At 57.8% G+C, this 18,249-nt stretch carries 16 protein-coding genes; all 16 read left to right on the plus strand.

What is annotated here, in order from left to right; genetic code table 11:
• Window positions 1-141, plus strand: a 141-nt coding sequence (locus tag APH35_RS28070; protein WP_441295874.1) for an acyltransferase, incomplete at its 5' end; no start/stop codon positions are given.
• Window positions 134-1,246: a DegT/DnrJ/EryC1/StrS family aminotransferase gene (locus APH35_RS04970; RefSeq protein WP_060514293.1), complete on the plus strand. Its 1,113-nt coding sequence runs from the start codon at window positions 134-136 to the stop codon at window positions 1,244-1,246. The genes APH35_RS28070 and APH35_RS04970, both read left to right, overlap by 8 nt.
• 3 nt (window positions 1,247-1,249) lie before the next feature.
• Complete coding sequence (locus APH35_RS04975) at window positions 1,250-2,521, plus strand: O-antigen translocase (protein ID WP_060514294.1); 1,272 nt, start codon at window positions 1,250-1,252, stop codon at window positions 2,519-2,521.
• Between the two features lie 3 nt (window positions 2,522-2,524).
• Window positions 2,525-3,961 (plus strand): group 1 glycosyl transferase, encoded by a 1,437-nt coding sequence (locus tag APH35_RS04980; RefSeq protein ID WP_177335347.1) that lies wholly within the window; start codon window positions 2,525-2,527, stop codon window positions 3,959-3,961.
• Between the two features lie 2 nt (window positions 3,962-3,963).
• On the plus strand, window positions 3,964-5,229 hold the full coding sequence (locus APH35_RS04985; RefSeq protein ID WP_177335348.1) for a hypothetical protein: 1,266 nt from the start codon (window positions 3,964-3,966) through the stop codon (window positions 5,227-5,229).
• The gene (locus APH35_RS04990; protein ID WP_256213714.1) at window positions 5,195-6,037 is read left to right on the plus strand and encodes a hypothetical protein; all 843 of its coding nucleotides are present in this window, start codon (window positions 5,195-5,197) and stop codon (window positions 6,035-6,037) included. The genes APH35_RS04985 and APH35_RS04990 overlap by 35 nt, the downstream gene beginning before the upstream one ends.
• Window positions 6,034-6,741 (plus strand): acyltransferase, encoded by a 708-nt coding sequence (locus APH35_RS04995; RefSeq protein ID WP_060514297.1) that lies wholly within the window; start codon window positions 6,034-6,036, stop codon window positions 6,739-6,741. Before APH35_RS04990 ends, APH35_RS04995 begins: the two co-directional genes overlap by 4 nt.
• Window positions 6,738-7,829 (plus strand): glycosyltransferase family 4 protein, encoded by a 1,092-nt coding sequence (locus tag APH35_RS05000; protein ID WP_060514298.1) that lies wholly within the window; start codon window positions 6,738-6,740, stop codon window positions 7,827-7,829. Before APH35_RS04995 ends, APH35_RS05000 begins: the two co-directional genes overlap by 4 nt.
• The gene (locus APH35_RS05005) at window positions 7,819-8,919 is read left to right on the plus strand and encodes a DUF1972 domain-containing protein (protein WP_060514299.1); all 1,101 of its coding nucleotides are present in this window, start codon (window positions 7,819-7,821) and stop codon (window positions 8,917-8,919) included. Before APH35_RS05000 ends, APH35_RS05005 begins: the two co-directional genes overlap by 11 nt.
• Window positions 8,919-9,890 (plus strand): UDP-glucose 4-epimerase family protein, encoded by a 972-nt coding sequence (locus APH35_RS05010; RefSeq protein WP_060514300.1) that lies wholly within the window; start codon window positions 8,919-8,921, stop codon window positions 9,888-9,890. Before APH35_RS05005 ends, APH35_RS05010 begins: the two co-directional genes overlap by 1 nt.
• Window positions 9,887-10,900: an MraY family glycosyltransferase gene (locus tag APH35_RS05015; protein ID WP_060514301.1), complete on the plus strand. Its 1,014-nt coding sequence runs from the start codon at window positions 9,887-9,889 to the stop codon at window positions 10,898-10,900. The genes APH35_RS05010 and APH35_RS05015 overlap by 4 nt, the downstream gene beginning before the upstream one ends.
• Window positions 10,901-10,958: 58 nt before the next feature.
• The gene (locus tag APH35_RS05020; RefSeq protein ID WP_060514302.1) at window positions 10,959-12,956 is read left to right on the plus strand and encodes a polysaccharide biosynthesis protein; all 1,998 of its coding nucleotides are present in this window, start codon (window positions 10,959-10,961) and stop codon (window positions 12,954-12,956) included.
• Between the two features lie 102 nt (window positions 12,957-13,058).
• A complete protein-coding gene (rfbB, locus tag APH35_RS05025; RefSeq protein ID WP_060514303.1) occupies window positions 13,059-14,129 on the plus strand; it encodes a dTDP-glucose 4,6-dehydratase in 1,071 nt (356 codons plus the stop codon).
• Complete coding sequence (gene rfbD / locus APH35_RS05030; protein ID WP_060514304.1) at window positions 14,126-15,022, plus strand: dTDP-4-dehydrorhamnose reductase; 897 nt, start codon at window positions 14,126-14,128, stop codon at window positions 15,020-15,022. Before rfbB ends, rfbD begins: the two co-directional genes overlap by 4 nt.
• Before the next feature lie 5 nt (window positions 15,023-15,027).
• Complete coding sequence (gene rfbA, locus APH35_RS05035; protein WP_060514368.1) at window positions 15,028-15,909, plus strand: glucose-1-phosphate thymidylyltransferase RfbA; 882 nt, start codon at window positions 15,028-15,030, stop codon at window positions 15,907-15,909.
• Window positions 15,910-16,307: 398 nt separating this feature from the next.
• Window positions 16,308-18,248: an acyltransferase family protein gene (locus tag APH35_RS28075; protein ID WP_177335349.1), complete on the plus strand. Its 1,941-nt coding sequence runs from the start codon at window positions 16,308-16,310 to the stop codon at window positions 18,246-18,248.
• Window position 18,249: the final 1 nt, after the last annotated feature.

Here is an 18,249-nt window from a genome sequence, read left to right on the forward strand (position 1 = left end):
AATGCGACATTGCTCCCGGGCGTCACAATTGGGCGTCATGCCATGGTAGGTGCTGGTGCCGTCGTGACCAAGGATGTACCCGACTACTGCGTGGTAGTGGGTAATCCTGCAAAAATAATAAGGGAGCTAGAGCATGGTTGATTTTCTGAATCTCAAGGCCGTTAATAAACAATATCGTGAAGAGTTGCTGCAGGCATGTGCCGATGTCATCGATTCTGGCTGGTACATCGGCGGTAACGCACTGGCGCGCTTTGAAAGCAACTTTTCCGCTTATTGCGGTACTGCCTATTGTATTGGCGTAGCAAACGGCCTTGATGCACTGACGCTGACCCTGACTGCCTGGAAACAACTTGGGCGAATCAAGCAGGGGGATGAGGTTATCGTCCCGGCCAACACCTACATTGCCAGCATTCTGGCAATTACTGCCAGTGGGTTGGAGCCTGTGTTTGTCGAACCAGATGCTGCAACGTTCAATATCGACGAATCCCTCATTCGCCGGGCGATCACCGACAGAACGCGTGTCATCTTGCCTGTTCACTTGTATGGGCAGATTGCTGATATGAAAGCAATCAACGAAATTTCCACCGAGTACGGATTGCTCGTGCTCGAAGACTCGGCCCAGGCACACGGTGCCTCCATTGATGGCAAGCGTGCGGGGAGTTGGGGAGATGCCTCGGGTTTCAGCTTCTATCCAGGTAAGAATCTGGGAGCGCTGGGCGATGCAGGGGCTATCACGACCTCGGACCCCGAATTGGCGGAAGTGCTGAGGGCTCTCAGAAACTACGGCTCCCACGAAAAATACAAGAACTTGTACGTAGGTGTGAACAGTCGGCTGGATGAAATCCAGGCTGCAATGCTGGACGTGAAGCTCAAGCATCTTGACGACGAGATCGCCAGGCGTCGGCATATCGCTGCGCGTTATCGTGCTGGTATTCACAATCCGCATATTGCCCAGCCGCAGGTTGCATCTGCCGAAGGGCATGTCTGGCATCTGTATGTTGCCCGTACGGCATACAGGAGCGAGCTGCAGCAGCACCTGCGAGAGCAGGGCGTGCAGACACTGGTCCACTATCCGATCCCTCCTCACAAGCAGCAGGCCTACAGCCAGTACCATGGTTTGAATCTGCCGCTTACGGAAAGGATTCATGACGAGGTAATCAGCCTGCCTGTAGACCCTACCATGAGCGAAGCGGATATCCAGACGGTCATTGATGCCTGCAACAGCTTTACTGTATCCGGGCATTAATTAATGACGTTGATCAAGACCAGTTTGCTGAATGCTATTGCTGTTTTTGTAAAGATGGCGACATTGCTGGGGCTTAACAAAGTGCTGGCCCTTTATGTAGGGCCAGCGGGATACGCTGCTATCGGGCAGCTGCAAAATGCCGTGACTATGTTCACCACTCTGGCCAGTGGTGCTGTCAGCACCGGCGTTACCAAGTACACGGCGGAGTTTGCGGATGAACCGGTTGAGCAACGCAAGATCTGGCGTACCGCCGGCACGCTGTCACTGCTGATCTCGGCGGTGCTGGCCGTGCTGATTGTGGTTTTGCAGGCACCTTTGGCAGGCTGGTTTTTCAATGACGAAACGCTTGCACCTGTACTGGTGTGGTTTGCCTGCACCTTGGTGTTCTTTGCGTTCAACTCACTGCTGCTCGGCATCCTGAACGGCAAGAAGGATGTGCAGCGCTATGTACTCGCCAACATTCTTGGCAGCCTGATATCGCTGGCAGTGACCTGTGCGTTGACAGTAAAGCTGGGGCTGTACGGAGCGTTGGTTTCGCTGGCGGTCTACCAGTCATTGAGCTTTATGGCCACACTTGTCATTTGCATGCGAACGCAATGGTTCCGCATCACCGACTTCATCGGGGAGCTGGACAAGCAGTCGCTGTCCAGGCTTGGCAAGTTTGCCTTGATGGCTGTGGTGACAGCGTGCTCGATACCCGTGTGCCATGTGTTCATCCGTGACTATCTGGGCACGGAATTCGGGTGGGATCATGCAGGTTATTGGGAGGCCATGTGGCGTCTGAGCACGGCCTACCTCATGCTGATCACCACAACACTGGCCGTCTATTACCTGCCAAGGCTTTCCGAGCTTTCTGATGCAGGTGAGCTGCGTAGGGAAATCATACAGGGGTATAAGCTGATCCTGCCTTTGACTGTCTCCGCTGGCCTGGTCATATATCTGCTCAGGGATTTCATCATTCACGTGCTGTTCTCTGAGTCCTTTCTGCCCATGCGTGAACTGTTCGCATGGCAGATGGTCGGAGACAGCTTGAAGGTAGTGAGTTGGTTGATGGCCTACCTGATGCTAGGCAAGGCGCTTACTCGGTTGTATCTGGTGACAGAGATTCTTTCGACGCTCTCGCTGTACGCATTGACGGTTTATTTAACCCAGTTGTGGGGATATGAAAAGGTTACCCTTGCCTACGCTGTTAACTACCTGCTGTACGGAATAGTCATGTATCTTGCGGTGTTCCGCCGTTTGCACACCATTGTTGGGAATACGGCGCGGAGCTGAGTAATGATGAAGGACGTCATCGAACAGTTACACGGACGCATTCTTGACGGCGAACCTGACCAAGCCCTGATACAGGCGCAGGTTTATGGCGCACTGCTGTGGGCGGTGGATCTGGGTATCTATGATGCTGCAACACTGGAGCGCCACCTGGTCGCCCAGTGCGCCAGCCAGGTCACGGTACCGGCTGCCAGCGGCAAATCGCGGGGTTGCCTGCATGTGGTCAGCGAGCCCTACCTGCAAGGCGGGCACACCCGACTGATGGAGCGCCTGGCGCACATGCACCAAGAGCCTGTGGACCTGCTGGTTGCACGCAGCGCTAAACCCCAGGTGCTCGAACGGCTGGCCGGCTATTTTGCCCATATCGAAGTGGCGCATGGCGATGACCCGTGCGCCCGGCTGCAATCCATTGTCGACACCCTAGCCCAATACGACAAGGTGGTGCTGCATATCCATCCGGACGACATAATCACCACCGTTGCTTGTGGCCTGCTGAAACAGCAGCGTGGCGCTGCGGTGACGGTGTATTTTGTCAACCACGCGGACCATGTGTTCAGCTTTGGTGCTTCGGTGGCCGATGTGTACTTCGAGATCAGCGCCTACGGGCATCACCTGGACAAGAATAAGCACCTCACCTGCCAAAAGAGCTTCCTGGCGATCCCGATTGAAACCAGCGGAGCAAAGGTGCCGGACGCTGTGCCTGCGCATGAGCGGATCAAGGTGTTCAGCGCAGCCTCTGCCGCCAAGTACAAGCCCCATGGCGGGCTGGACATGCGCCCATCGATTAAGGCCATTCTTGACAGGTTCCCGAGCGCCGAGTGCTGGATCATTGGTGCCAACCCACTGACCAACACTTGGTGGTGGACAGTGAAACTGCGTTACCCCAGACGTTTTTTCATTCGCCGCCACCTGCCGTACAAGGACTACCTGGCCTTTGCGGAAAAAGCCGACTTCTACCTGGACAGCTACCCGATACCTGGCGGTACGGCGTTCGCCGAGCAATTGCTCAAGGGCCGGCGTTGTGTTGGGCTGGTTGCGCCGATTCAGGGCTATTCCCCTGCAGACAGCCTGAAGGTGGCCAGCGTCGACCAGTTGCTGGCCAGCATCGAGCAACCGCAGCCCAGCGCAGCGGTGGTCGAAGCCGTGCAACAGGTGAACTCGGTGGAAGCGGTGAAAGCGCGCTACCTGGCCTGCATCGAACGGGGTGAATACAGCGAAAACCAGCTGACGGCCATGCTGCCGTGGTCGGGCAATCTCGATTTCATGAAACCGACAGGTAAGGTCACTAGCATGATCCCTGCGGATGTTTTCGACGCCCTGTGCCGTATGGACACAAACCTGGCGTTGCGAACGCTGCTTTCCTACGCCTGGGTGCCGCGCATCAAGATCCTGATCAAGGTCACGCTGTTGCGGCTGGCCAGGTTTGCCAGAGCGCGAGGGTGAGTGTGATCAAGATCTTTATCGGCGTGCTGTTCTGCCTGCTTTTCTTGAGCGATTACATCGTCCTGACATTGGGGCTGGGCAGCGCCTTTGCCGGCTGGCGTGAAATGATCAGCCTGTTGCTGGTCATGTGGCTCTTACTGCGTGCCCTGGCCAGCATCACTGCGCGTGGCATGGTTAACCTCGAAGTCGGCCGGTCGTTGCTGATTGTGCTGTTCTTCGCCTTCCTGTACCTGCTGTTTGGCGACTTAAGTGCGGGATCGGTGCGTATGTTCCGTGCACTGGCCGTGCCGGTGTTTGTCGGCATGGCTGTGGCCATCTGGGCGCAGGCGGTGTCGACCGAGAAAAAGCTGCGCCATGTGTACTGGTCGGTGTTGGCCATGAGCGTACTCACCGGCCTGTATGCACTGTACCAGTACCTGACCATCGCCTCGGTCGAGCAGTTCTGGTACTGGCCGTTGCTAAGCGCCAAAGGCTACGAGCTACAGCCCTATAACTCGATGCGTGACGGGCTGCCGCGGATTTCCGGTTTTTTCACCGGCACGCTGGAGTTTTCCGCTGTCATCCTGAACACCGCCGCCATGACGCTGGCCGTGTTGCTCAGCGGGCGCGATTGGTCGCTTACCCGGCGTCTGCTATTGAGCGCTGCGTTTTTGCTGCTGTGTGTGTTGATCGCAATTGGTTCGGTGCGTACGGCCATGATCGGCCTGGTGTGTATCTGCGCGATGCTGGTGGTGGCCAGGGTGCTGCGTACGGCCTGGCTGATTTCGCTGCTGGGTTACCTGCAGTTCTTTGGCTTGACCATGGCGATCTTCGCCTACCTGTCGATGGGCTACACCCAGGATTTGTCCGCACTGGACCGTGAGCGCCAGTGGTTGCATATGTACCAGGTGCTGAATGCGCACCCGATGGGCTATGGCTTCGGCTCGGTAGGGCCAGGCCAGCCGTACTGGTTCGACTCGTTCTGGCTCAACCTGCTGGCCACCTGCGGATGGGTCGGGGCGCTGATCATGGCGGGGTTGATTCTTTGGTATCACAAGCTGGTGACGATCATCGTTCGGGACAGGCCGCATGCCAGCGCGTGGAAAAACGGCTTGGGCAACTTCGTGATTGCCAGCTACCCGTTCTTCCTGAGCTCGTTCTTTTTCCAGTCCTATACGAACAGCGTGGTCCTTTACATATTCGCGATCGTGGTGATGGTGATCATTGGTGAAAACAGAAGAACAAAAGTTGAGCTTGGCAGTACTGATCGTTCTGTATCGGAAAACTAGCCAGGACTCGATTGCCCTGCAGTCGCTGCTTGCACAGCAGGCATTGCTGCATGAAGAGGGTATCGACCTGCAACTGTACGTCTGGAACAACTCGCCTGGCGTGGCGCAGCCGTGCCCGGGTGTGCGTTGGTACGAGGCGCACAATCAACGCTTGTCGGTGATCTACAACCAGGTCGCCGCAGAGGCGTTCGCTGCTGGCGTCGAGCTTTTCATGATCTCGGACGACGATACCAACTATTCGGACGTTCGCCTGTCCAGCTGCCTGGCGCAGATCGGCCAGGTGCGCAGTGCGCCAGACGGCGATCAGGTAGGCGTGTTCATGCCCCGCTTGGTCAGCCATGGGCAACTGGTGAGCCCCGGCCAGCGCTGGCTGTTCATGGGCCGCCTTACCCCCGATGTGGCCCCCGGCCTGGTGGCCTCGAAAAACCTGCTTGGCATCAACAGCGGGCTGATTTTCACCCGCCAGTGCTTCCAGCGCATGAAACCGTTCTACGACGAGCGGCTGCGCTTCTATGCCACCGACACCGACTTTTTCATCCGCTACGAAGGCTATTACTCCAAGGCCTGCGTGCTGGATGTGGAAATTGCCCACGACCTGTCCGAGCACAGCGCCGATACCCCCGAGCGCGCGTTGTTCCGCTTTGAAGAAATGATTCACGGTTTGCGCATCAGCTTTCATTCCCACAGCCTGCTGCAGCGCGGCCTGCTTGACCTGTATCTGGTCTACGCCGCTATCCGCAAGGCGGTTGCCTACCGCAGCCCGGCCTTCGTCAAAGCCTTGTTTACCCAGGTGAGGGCCGTGAAATGATGCATGCCTTGCTCGAAAAACTGGTGTTGCTGGTCAAGAAGCGCCCAATGGTAATCGACCGGCGGATCTCGTCGGGCTACCTGCTTGGGCTGATCGTGAGCAAGCTGCTGATGGCCTGTCGCGGGGTGATTCGCCTGCGCCGGCGGCGGTTGGCGTTCATCGGCTCGGGGGTAACCCTGAAGGAAGTAAGCAAGATCGACTACGGCCCCGGGCTGGTGATCGATCAAGGCTGCTTTGTGGATGCGTTGTCCAATGACGGCATACGCTTCGGCACCGCCGTGTCACTGAACAAGCACATCATCATCGAATGCACCGGCAGCCTGGCCAACATCGGCAAGGGCCTGGTGATTGGCGACAACGTCGGCCTGGGTGCCGGTTGCTTCCTGGGTTGCGCCGGCGGCATCGAGATTGGCAGCGATACCATCATCGGCAACTTTGTCAGCTTTCACTCGGAAAACCACAACTTCGAAGACCCGCTGCAACCCATCCGCCTGCAAGGCGTAACCCGCCAGGGCATCAGGATTGGCCGCAACTGCTGGCTCGGTGCCAAGGTAACCGTGCTTGATGGCGCGGTGATCGAAGACGGTTGCGTGTTTGCTGCAGGGGCGGTGGTAGCTGCGGGTGTTTACCGCAAGAACTCGATTTATGGCGGTGTGCCGGCCAAGTTCATCAAGGCGCGGGTTGCTGAAGAAGGGGCGGCATGAAAACGTTGCACTTTGTCCATCTACTGAATGACTACAGTGGTAGCCCCCGGGTTCTGAACCAGACTATTACCGCACTTCAGCAAAGTGGCGCCGATTGCACGCTGCATGTAGGCAGCAGTGGCCACGGCGTGCTCGACGAATTGCAGGTTCGCACCTGCAAGTTTGCATACAAGCGTTTCGACAACCGCTGGCTGACCTTGCTGGCCTATGCCGGCTCTCAGGTGGCGTTGTTCTTCAGCATGCTGCGCCGCGTGCAACCAGGGCACGTGGTGTTGATCAACACCATGCTGCCCTTTGGCGCCGCCCTGGCTGCACGCTTGCGCGGTGCCAAGGTGGTGTACCACGTGCACGAAACCTCCATTCGGCCAGCGCTGTTGAAGGCGTTCTTGCGCCGGGTGATAGCCGGCTGTGCCAGCAAGGTGGTCTACGTGTCGAAGTACCTGCAGGTGCAAGAGGGTGTGGCCGGGGTGCCAGCAGTGACTGTGTATAACGGCCTGGCCGAGGGCTTTCAACAGCAGGCGATGGCCACGCCGTACCAACACTTGCATGCCGGCCGTTTCAATGTGCTGATGCTGGCGTCGTTGAAGGGTTACAAAGGGGTGGACGAGTTTGTCGCCCTGGCCACAGCGCTGGCTGGCGACCCGCTGCTGAAATTTACCCTGGTACTCAACGCCAGCCCGCAGGAAGTGGATAGCTACTTCGCAGGCAAGGCGCTGCCGGCAAACCTGGTGCTCAGCCCGGCCAGCGCAGATGTTGCGAAGTTTTACCGCGAGGCCAGCCTGGTGCTGAACCTGTCCCATGTGGATGGCTGGGTGGAAACCTTTGGCCTGACCATTCTCGAGGCCATGGCATTCGGCATTCCCACCATCGTGCCCCCGGTAGGCGGCCCGGTCGAACTGGTCAGCGATGGGGTAGAGGGTTACCAGATCGATTCGAAGCACCACCAACAGTTGCTGCGCACGGTTGCGCGCCTGTCGCAGGACCCACAGGCGTGCCAGGCATTGTCCGAGCACGCACGCATGAAAGCGAGTGAGTTTTCCACCGCCAACTTCCAGAAAAATATCGTGATGGTGTTTGATGACCTATAAGATTGCAGTGATTGGTACGGTAGGTTTGCCCGCTCAATACGGTGGTTGGGAAACATTGACCGAACAATTGGTGCGCAACCTGCCCAGTGACTGTGAACTCACCGTGTATTGCAGCGCACCGCATTACCCCCAGCGCCCGAAGTTTTTTGAACGTGCCCGTCTGGTTTACCTGAACCTCAAGGCCAATGGCGTGCAAAGCATTCCGTACGACGTGCTGAGCATGCTGCACGCGTACCGCAAGCATGACCTGATGCTGATCCTGGGGGTTTCCGGCTGCATCGCCTTGCCATTCATGCGTCTACTGACGCGCAAGCCGATCGTGGTGAACATCGACGGCTATGAATGGAAGCGCGCCAAGTGGTCCAACTTCGCCCGCTGGTTCCTGAAACTTTCCGAAGCAGTGGCGGTGCGCTTTGCTCACGCTGTCATCACCGACAACAAGGTGTTGCAGGAATACGTGACCGCCGAATACAACAAGCCCAGCGAATTGATTGCCTACGGTGGTGACCAGGCCCGAGCCGGCGAGCCGAGCGTGCAAGCCCGTCAAGCGTACCCGTTCCTTGCTGCACCTTACGCCTTCACGGTGTGCCGCATCGAGCCGGAGAACAACATCCATGTCATTCTCGAGGCCTTTGCCGGGTCTGGCATGCCGTTGGCGATTATCGGCAACTGGAACCACAGCGAATACGGGGTGCAACTGCGCAAGCAGTATGAAGGGGTGAGCAACATTCACCTGCTGGACCCGATCTACGATGTGGAGCAATTGAGCCCGCTGCGCAGCAATGCCACGGTGTACCTGCATGGCCACAGCGCCGGCGGTACCAACCCGTCGCTGGTCGAGGCCATGTGGCTGGGCCTTCCGGTGGTGGCCTTTGATGTGTCGTTCAACCGCGCAACCACCGAAGACCAGGCCCTGTACTTTGCCGACAGCGCTTCGTTGCGCAAGCACGTGCAGGCACTGATGGGCGATGAAGCCGCGCGCGCGCAACTGTCGGAGCGCCTGCATGAAATCGCCAATCGCCGTTACCGCTGGTCGGTGGTGGCGGACCAGTACCGCAGTGTATTTACCCGCCTGCTGGGGAGAGGTTGATGGCTGGGCAAGGCATTCTTGCAACGGGTGGTAGTGGCTTTGTCGGCCAGGTGTTGCTGCAGCGGCTTGCCAGCGACCCACGCTGGGAGCCGCGCGCGCTGGTGCGACAACTGCCCGCCCAGGGGCTGGCTGGCGTCGACTACCGGCCCTTCAGCGAACTGGCGGCGGTGGATGTGGCTACCGGCCATTTCGACCAGGTGGACACGGTGATTCACCTGGCCTCCCGCGTGCACGTCATGCAGGAAACCGCAGCCGATCCTCTTGCCGAGTTCCGCCGGGTGAACGTGGAAGGTACCCTGAGCCTTGCCAAGGCTGCGGCCCTGGCAGGTGTACGGCGCTTCATCTTTGTCAGCTCGGTGAAGGTGAACGGTGAAACCACCGACGGCCGCCAGCCTTTTTCGGCCGACGAAGCCCCTGCGCCATCAGACCCCTACGGTATTTCCAAGCGTGAAGCCGAAGATGGCCTGCGCCAACTGGCAGCGCAAACCGGGCTGGAAGTGGTAATCGTGCGCCCGGTTCTGGTGTATGGCCCAGGCGTAAAAGCCAATTTCCGCAGCATGATGAACTGGCTGAGCAAAGGCGTGCCGCTGCCATTCGGCGCCATTCACAACAAGCGCAGCCTGGTGGCGTTGGATAACCTGGTGGACCTGCTGCTTACCTGTATCGATCACCCGGCAGCGGCCAACCAGACGTTCATGGCCAGCGATGGCCACGACCTGTCCACCACCGAGTTGCTGCAACGGCTTGGCCAGGCACTGGGCAAGCCCGCCAGGTTGCTGCCCGTTCCCGCTGCCTGGTTGAAGGGGGCGGCGACCTTGGCCGGCAAGGGCGCCCTGGCCCAGCGTTTGTGCGGTTCGTTGCAGGTAGACAGTGGCAAAACCCGTGAATTGCTGGGCTGGCAGCCCCCGCTGGACGTGGACCAGGCATTGCGGGCCACGGCACTCAACTTTTTGAAAGAGCAAGACAAATGACGGCATGGTGGCTTATCCCCCTGGTCGCAGGTGCATCCCTGCTGTTGACCGCAGCACTGCGGCGCTACGCCCTGAACAAGCAGATCATCGACGTGCCCAACGCGCGCAGTTCGCACACCGTGCCTACGCCAAGGGGAGGCGGTGTGGCCATTGTGCTGAGCTTTCTGGCTTGCTTGCCGGTGCTGGGCCTGGTCGGTGCCGTGCCGCTGGCGGCGCTGGTTGCCATTGGTGGGGCAGGGGCGTTGATCGCGGTCATCGGCTTCATGGACGACCACGGGCACATCGCGGCCCGCTGGCGCTTGCTCGGCCACTTCGCTGCAGCCGCGTGGATGCTGTATTGGTTGGGTGGCCTGGCGCCATTGCAGGTGTTCGGCTTTACCCTCGACCTGCAGTGGTTCGGCTTCATTCTGGCGGCGTTCTACACCGTGTGGATGCTTAACCTGTATAACTTCATGGACGGCATTGATGGTATTGCCAGCGTCGAAGCGGTCACCGCCTGCCTGGGCATGGTGCTGCTGTCGGCCTTGGCCGGTGTGCCGCAGTTGATGGCGCTGCCGCTGTTGCTGGCTGCGGCCACGCTGGGCTTCCTTTTCTGGAATTTCCCGCCAGCCAAGATCTTCATGGGCGACGCCGGCAGCGGCTTCCTCGGCATCGTGCTGGCGGGCCTGTCGCTGCAGGCCGCATGGGCTTCGCCGCAGTTGTTCTGGTGCTGGTTGATCCTGCTGGGGGTGTTCGTCGTGGATGCCACTTTCACCCTGATCCGCCGCCTGTTGCGCGGTGACAAGGTGTACGAAGCACACCGCAGCCACGCTTACCAGTTTGCCTCGCGGCACTATGGCAAACACCTACCGGTCACCCTGGCGGTGGCAGCGATCAACCTGTTCTGGCTACTGCCGGTAGCCCTGTGTGTGCTGTTACTGGGCCTGGACGGCGTGTGGGGCGTGATCATCGCCTACCTGCCATTGGCATATCTGGCCGTGCGCTGGCGCGCCGGTGAACTCGAACACTAGCTAAAGTGATAGGACGAAGACAGTAGACATGTCACTTTGGAAAGCCCTAAGAGGTTTTATGGATAAGCTGCGCTCAAGACTGCTTGGACTACCTCGACGTCACAAACGGCTGATTCAGGTAGCGACGGATGTGGTTCTGGTCTGGTTCGCGCTGTGGATGGCGTTTGTCGTGCGCCTGGGTATCGACGACCTGGCCAACCCTGTTCGTGATCACACCTGGTTGTTCATCACCGCGCCGATCATCTCGATTCCGTTGTTCATCCGCTTTGGCCTGTACCGGGCGGTGATGCGCTATTTCGGCAATGATGCACTGATCGCCATCATCAAGGCCGTGACCCTGTCGGCGCTGATCCTGGGCTTCATCATCTATTGGGCCAGCAACCACCAGAACGTGGTGCCACGCTCGATCACCTTCAACTACTGGTGGCTGAGCCTGATCATGGTCGGCGGCCTGCGCCTGGCCATGCGCCAGTACTTCCTCGGTGACTGGTTCGCCACCGCCGTGCAGCACGTGCCCTTCGCCAACCGTGATGACGGCCTGCCACGGGTAGCTGTATACGGTGCGGGCTCTGCAGGCAACCAGTTGGTGGCGGCCCTGCGCATGGGCAAGGCCATGCGCCCGGTGGCGTTCATCGACGACGACGCCAGCATCACCGACCGGGTGATCGCCGGCCTGCAGGTGTATCAGCCAGAACAGCTGCAACGCATGATCGACGACACTGCTGCCGAAGAAATCCTGCTGGCGTTGCCCTCGGTCAGCCGCAGCCGTCGCCGTGAAATCCTCAACCTGCTGGAAGGCTACCCGCTGCACGTGCGCAGTGTGCCCGGCTTCATGGACCTGGCCAGCGGCCGGGTGAAGGTGGACGACATCCAGGAAGTGGACATCGCCGACCTGTTGGGCCGCGACGCGGTGCCTGCGCAAGGCGACCTGTTGCAGCACTGCATCATCGACCAGACGGTGATGGTGACCGGCGCCGGTGGCTCGATCGGCTCCGAACTGTGCCGCCAGATTCTCGGGCAAACCCCGCGTACCTTGCTGTTGTTCGAGCACAGTGAATTCAACCTGTACACCATTGCCGGCGAGCTGGAACAGCGCATCGTTCGCGAAGGGCTGGCCGTGCAGTTGATCCCGATACTGGGCTCGGTTCGTGACCAGTCTAAGATGCTCGACGTGATGCGCGCCTGGCAGGTAGACACTGTCTACCACGCCGCCGCCTACAAGCATGTGCCCATTGTCGAGCACAACATTGCCGAAGGCCTGTCGAACAACGTGTTCGGCACCCTGTACACCGCCCAGGCCGCGCTGCAGGCGGGTGTTGCCAACTTCGTGCTGATTTCCACCGACAAGGCCGTGCGCCCCACCAATGTGATGGGCAGCACCAAGCGCCTGGCCGAAATGGTTTTGCAGGCCCTTAGCCGCGAGCTGGCACCCGTGTTGATGGGCGACACCGGCAACGTGTCGCAGGTGAACAAAACCCGCTTCACCATGGTGCGTTTCGGCAACGTACTGGGCTCGTCGGGCTCGGTCATCCCGCTCTTCCACAAGCAGATCAAGGCTGGCGGGCCGCTGACCGTGACCCATCCAAAAATCACCCGCTACTTCATGACTATTCCCGAGGCCGCGCAACTGGTGATTCAGGCCGGCTCCATGGGGCAGGGTGGGGATGTGTTCGTGCTGGACATGGGCGAGCCGGTAAAGATTGTGGAGCTGGCGGAAAAAATGATTCACCTGTCCGGCTTCAGCATTCGCTCCGAGCGCAACCCGCTGGGCGATATCGCCATCAACTTCACGGGCTTGCGCCCGGGTGAGAAGCTTTACGAAGAGTTGCTGATCGGCGACAACGTGATTGCCACGCGCCACCCCATGATCATGAGCGCCAACGAAGACTACCTGCCCTGGGATGTGCTGAAGCAGCGCCTGGAGGCACTGCGGGCCGCCTCTTCGGTCGATGACTTCGCCACCGTGCGCCAGCTGTTGCGCGACACCGTGAGCGGCTATGTGCCCGGCGGGGAAATTGTCGATTGGCTGTACCAGCGTCGGCGTCTGGAGCCCTGAGCACGGCACAAACAAACAGAACAGGTGTTGCCTGCAAAGCAACGCCCATATGAACTTCAAACGCAGTGAAGTTTGACAGCGGGAAATGGGAAAAACTGAACGATGACTATTCTGGTAACTGGTGGTGCGGGTTTCATTGGCGCGAACTTCGTGCTCGACTGGCTGGCGGGTAGCGATGAGCCTGTGGTCAACCTCGACAAACTCACCTACGCAGGCAACCTGCAAACCCTGAGCAGCCTGCAGGGTGACAAGCGCCATATCTTCGTGCACGGCGACATCGGCGACTCCGAGCTGGTAGCCCGCCTGCTGCAAGAGCACCAGCCGCGCGCGATCGTCAACTTTGCTGCCGAGTCCCACGTCGACCGCTCTATCCACGGCCCCGAAGACTTCATCGAAACCAACATCGTTGGTACCTTCCGCCTGCTGGAAGCCGTCCGCGCCCATTGGGGTGGCTTGAATGACCAGGCACGCCAGGCGTTCCGCTTCCTGCATGTATCCACCGACGAAGTGTACGGCTCGCTGGCCGCCGACGAACCGGCCTTCACCGAGACCCACCAGTACCAGCCAAACAGCCCGTATTCCGCCAGCAAGGCCGCCAGCGACCACCTGGTGCGCTCGTATCACCACACCTACGGCCTGCCGGTACTGACCACCAACTGCTCGAACAACTACGGCCCGTACCACTTCCCGGAAAAACTCATTCCGCTGATGATCGTCAACGCCCTGGCCGGCAAGCCACTGCCGGTGTATGGCGACGGTCAGCAGATTCGCGACTGGCTGTACGTCAAAGACCACTGCAGCGCCATTCGCCGCGTACTGGAAGCCGGTACCACCGGTGAGGTGTACAACGTTGGCGGCTGGAACGAAAAGCCCAACCTGGAAATCGTCAACCGCGTATGCGCACTGCTGGACGAACTGCGCCCACGCGGCGACGGTAAGCCCTACGCCGAACAGATTACCTACGTGACCGACCGCCCCGGCCATGACCGCCGCTACGCCATCGATGCCCGCAAGCTGGAGCGCGAGCTGGGCTGGAAACCCGCTGAAACCTTCGAAACCGGCATTCGCAAGACCGTGGCCTGGTACCTCGACAACCAGGAGTGGGTGCAGAACGTACAGTCCGGCAGCTACCGCGACTGGGTAGAGAAGAACTACGCAGGGCGCTCGGCATGAAACTTCTGCTACTGGGCAAGGACGGCCAGGTAGGTTGGGAGCTGCAACGCAGCCTGGCCCCGCTGGGCCAGGTGCTGGCGCTGAACAGCCGCAGCCAGGCGCACTGCGGCGACCTGGCCAACCTGCCAGGCCTGGCCGAAACCGTGCGCGCCTACGCCCCAGATGTCATCGTCAACGCCGCCGCCTATACCGCCGTCGACAAGGCCGAAAGCGACCGCGAGCAAGCTTTCAAGGTAAACGCCGAAGCCGTGGGCGTGCTGGCCCGTGCTGCCGCCGACTGCGGCGCACTGCTGGTGCACTATTCCACCGACTACGTGTTCCCAGGGCAGGGTACCCAGCCCTGGCGCGAAGACGACGCAGTTGGCCCGCTGAATACCTATGGCGAAAGCAAGCTGGCAGGCGAACGAGCCATCCAGGCTGCCGGTTGCCAGCACCTGATCTTCCGCACCTGCTGGGTGTATGCCGCCCGCGGCAACAACTTCGCCAAAACCATGCTGCGCCTGGCCGGCGAACGTGACAGCCTGGGCGTGATCGACGACCAGCACGGCGCCCCGACTGGCGCCGAACTGATCGCCGACATCACCGCCCACGCCATCACCGCCACCCGTCGCAACCCGGCCCTGGCCGGCCTGTACCACCTGGCGGCTGGCGGCGAAACCACCTGGTGCGGTTATGCCCGCTTCGTGCTCGAGCAGGCGGCGGCACAAGGCGTGGCGTTGAAAGCCTACGCCGAACAGGTCAACCCTTTGACGACCGACGCCTACCCGACCCCGGCCAAGCGACCGGCCAATTCACGTCTTGATACCCACAAACTGCAGAAGGCTTTTGCCCTGAACCTGCCAGACTGGCGCCAGGGAGTGGCCCGCATGCTCACGGAAATACACGAGAAATGACCACTATGAAGCGTAAAGGCATCATTCTGGCGGGCGGGTCGGGTACCCGCCTGCACCCCGCGACCCTGGCAATTTCCAAGCAACTGCTGCCGGTGTACGACAAACCGATGATCTACTACCCGCTGACCACGTTGATGCTGGCGGGCATTCAGGACATCCTGATCATCTCCACCCCACAAGACACACCTCGCTTCGAGCAACTGCTGGGCGACGGCCACCAGTGGGGTATCAACATCAGCTACGCCGTGCAAGCCTCGCCAGACGGCCTGGCGCAAGCGTTTCTGATTGGTGAAGACTTCATTGGCAACGATTTGTCGGCGCTGGTGCTGGGCGACAACATCTATTACGGCCATGACTTCCAGCAGTTGCTGCGCAACGCCATGGACCGCGGCGAAGGCGCCAGCGTGTTCGCCTACCACGTGCACGACCCCGAGCGTTACGGTGTGGTCGAGTTCGATGACAAGGGCAAGGCAATCAGCCTGGAAGAAAAGCCCGCCAAGCCGAAGTCCAGCTATGCCGTAACCGGCTTGTACTTCTACGACAAGGACGTTGTCGAAATCGCCAAGGGCATCAAGCCTTCTCCTCGAGGCGAGCTGGAGATTACCGACCTGAACCGGGTGTACCTGGAGCAGAACCGGCTGTCCGTGGAGATCATGGGGCGCGGGTATGCCTGGCTGGATACCGGGACGCATGACTCGCTGCTGGAGGCTAGCGGGTACATCGCCACGATTGAGCGGCGGCAGGGGTTGAAGGTGGCTTGTCCGGAGGAGGTTTCGTACCGGCAGGGGTGGATTGGGGCGGAGCAGCTGTTGAAGCTGGCTGAGCCGTTGGCCAAGAATGGGTATGGGCAGTATTTGAAGCGGTTGGTGGGGGATAGGGTTTATTGAAAAGGGATTCCCCCCCGAAGTATTTTTAGGGGGTAAGCAGGTTGAGCAGCGAAGTCACTAATCAGGCAAGCTAGGCCTCTTTCTCTATTTTCTGCAATAGGTTGATTGAGAGGTTCTATTGAATGGTATTGACGCTGCTCAAAAATCTTACGTTCGCTGTTACGCAAATGCAGTCCATCTAGACAGCTCTTGGCTAGGCAGCTTGATTATGATCCTGAGTCATAGGTCATCAGGTTGGTTTGAGGCTGGCTGAGTGGAGAGTAAATAGAAAAGCAATTCGTATCTAAGCCACCCTGCCGGAAGGTGGGCGTCCTCATGGGCTGAAAGGAACCGAGGCCGTGAACAAAAAGGTATAATGGCACCCTTTTTCCTCAGACCCCATGAAAGGGAAGTCAACAATGCAAGGCAAACACCTAGCCTATCGCCCTGATATAGATGGGCTTCGGGCATTGGCCGTATTGGCCGTCGTGATTTTTCACTTCAATAAGGAATGGTTACCAGGTGGTTTTGTAGGTGTAGATATTTTCTTTGTAATATCAGGTTTTTTGATTACTGGTATTATCACTAGGCAGATAAACGCAGGCCGGTTTTCGTTCCAGGATTTTTATATTAGACGCATGCGTAGGATTATACCTGCGACTTTGTTTGTGACAGTAGTTTCCTTGATCTTCGGAGCGCTGTTTATGCTCCCGAAAGATTTGATGGCACTGGCGAAGTCGGCAGTGGCTGCTACTTTATCAGTTGCCAACATCTATTTCTGGCGATTTTTAGATATAAGTTATTTTGCTGCGTCATCAGATACTGTGCCGCTTCTCCATCTTTGGTCGCTCGGAGTTGAAGAGCAGTTCTATCTCATATGGCCTGCCGCTTTGGTATTGGGGTTTAAATTTATAAGCCGTAAATATTTTATGTTTATGGTAGTGGTGTTGGCGGCTTGTAGTTTTTGGATTGGGCAGAAGACGATAGTATCAGATCCAAGCTACTCTTATTATATGCTGCCATCTAGGGCGGGCGAGCTGATCATTGGAGCGATGACCTACTGGATGTGCCAAAGTACCGAGTATCGTGCGCGCGCATGGACATCTGGGTTGCTAGCGGTTATTGGTTCTATCGGCCTTGCATGGTCACTACTGTTCGTTCGCGAAACGGGAGGGTTTCCTGGATTTATCTCGGCCGTACCTGCTGTTTCAACAGCATTACTGATCGCATCTGGCACCTTTGGAAAGTCAGCAGTTACAACAGCTCTTTCTACTCGTCCATTGGTCGCAGTAGGCCTGGTTTCTTTCTCGCTATACCTATGGCACTGGCCTGTACTTGCGTTTTACAGATATGCCTACGGAGAGCCGAATACCCTGAGTGCAGTTGTCGCATGCACTTTGGTAATGATATTGGCAACCGTATTTTCGTATTTTAAGGTAGAAAAAAAATTCAGGTCAGGAGACTCGGTTGCTAGAACACTATTTCAGGTGGTTTCGGTAGCTGCCATTGTGGCCTTTTTTGGTGTTGTAATTATTAATCTTGGTGGGAAAATTGCAAATCCTTTAATGGGTAAGGATAAGGATCTCCATCTTGCAACTGCTAATGTTAAGTCGGATCTGGCCTATAGCTTTAGTTGTCATATGAAAAAATTCAACGCTCGCGTAATTGATGAGTCGCGCTGCATTGTTGGAGATAACTCAAAAAAGCCAAGCATGTTGATTATTGGTGACTCAAATGCTGCTCATTACCTTGGGTTCATAAAGTTGGTCGGCGAGCGCAAAGGCTTCTCTGCTAGAAATATTACACATAGCGCATGCGTACCATTTGCCGAGAACGCAGGAAGATATGTGTCGAAAGTGAGGGTTGACTCATGCGAACGCTATGGTGTGAATACTATTAAGTATGCGAAGGGATATAAGGTGGTATTTATATCTGCTCAATGGGCTACTTACAGTAAGAACGACATGTTTTATCAGGATTTTGAGAAGCAGATTGCGCTTCTGTCTCGGGAGGTGCCGAAGGTTGTAGTCGGTCTGCAAGTTCCAAGGTTCAATAAATATGATAGACAGTGCGCAGAGAAATCTCAAAAGATTCCAGGTTTGAACTGCGAAAGCCGTTCCACATTTCTTTCTAGCACCGACACAGCAACAAACAAGAGGATTAGAGAAATTGTGTCAAGGTATCCTAATGTAACTACGTTTAGTGTGAGAGATTATCTGTGTGGTGAAGGCACCTGCTCAGCATATCTTGATGGTGTTCCTCTATATTTCGATAGCAGCCATTTAAGCATGTACGGTTCCTATAAGTTGGGTAAGCGATACATGCAGTATCCTATGAAGGAAGCTGAGATTGTTTTTTGAA

The organism is Pseudomonas sp. NBRC 111132, from assembly GCF_001320565.1.
Taxonomy (GTDB): domain Bacteria; phylum Pseudomonadota; class Gammaproteobacteria; order Pseudomonadales; family Pseudomonadaceae; genus Aquipseudomonas; species Aquipseudomonas putida_P.

What these genes read in the sequence shown, in the direction of transcription:
- APH35_RS04970 (WP_060514293.1), top strand. Translation starts at nt 134, where the DNA reads ATGGTTGATTTTCTGAATCTCAAGGCCGTTAATAAACAATATCGTGAA.
- APH35_RS04975 (WP_060514294.1), top strand. Translation starts at nt 1,250, where the DNA reads ATGACGTTGATCAAGACCAGTTTGCTGAATGCTATTGCTGTTTTTGTA.
- APH35_RS04980 (WP_177335347.1), top strand. Translation starts at nt 2,525, where the DNA reads ATGATGAAGGACGTCATCGAACAGTTACACGGACGCATTCTTGACGGC.
- APH35_RS04995 (WP_060514297.1), top strand. Translation starts at nt 6,034, where the DNA reads ATGATGCATGCCTTGCTCGAAAAACTGGTGTTGCTGGTCAAGAAGCGC.
- APH35_RS05000 (WP_060514298.1), top strand. Translation starts at nt 6,738, where the DNA reads ATGAAAACGTTGCACTTTGTCCATCTACTGAATGACTACAGTGGTAGC.
- APH35_RS05005 (WP_060514299.1), top strand. Translation starts at nt 7,819, where the DNA reads ATGACCTATAAGATTGCAGTGATTGGTACGGTAGGTTTGCCCGCTCAA.
- APH35_RS05010 (WP_060514300.1), top strand. Translation starts at nt 8,919, where the DNA reads ATGGCTGGGCAAGGCATTCTTGCAACGGGTGGTAGTGGCTTTGTCGGC.
- APH35_RS05015 (WP_060514301.1), top strand. Translation starts at nt 9,887, where the DNA reads ATGACGGCATGGTGGCTTATCCCCCTGGTCGCAGGTGCATCCCTGCTG.
- APH35_RS05020 (WP_060514302.1), top strand. Translation starts at nt 10,959, where the DNA reads ATGGATAAGCTGCGCTCAAGACTGCTTGGACTACCTCGACGTCACAAA.
- rfbB (WP_060514303.1), top strand. Translation starts at nt 13,059, where the DNA reads ATGACTATTCTGGTAACTGGTGGTGCGGGTTTCATTGGCGCGAACTTC.
- rfbD (WP_060514304.1), top strand. Translation starts at nt 14,126, where the DNA reads ATGAAACTTCTGCTACTGGGCAAGGACGGCCAGGTAGGTTGGGAGCTG.
- rfbA (WP_060514368.1), top strand. Translation starts at nt 15,028, where the DNA reads ATGAAGCGTAAAGGCATCATTCTGGCGGGCGGGTCGGGTACCCGCCTG.
- APH35_RS28075 (WP_177335349.1), top strand. Translation starts at nt 16,308, where the DNA reads ATGCAAGGCAAACACCTAGCCTATCGCCCTGATATAGATGGGCTTCGG.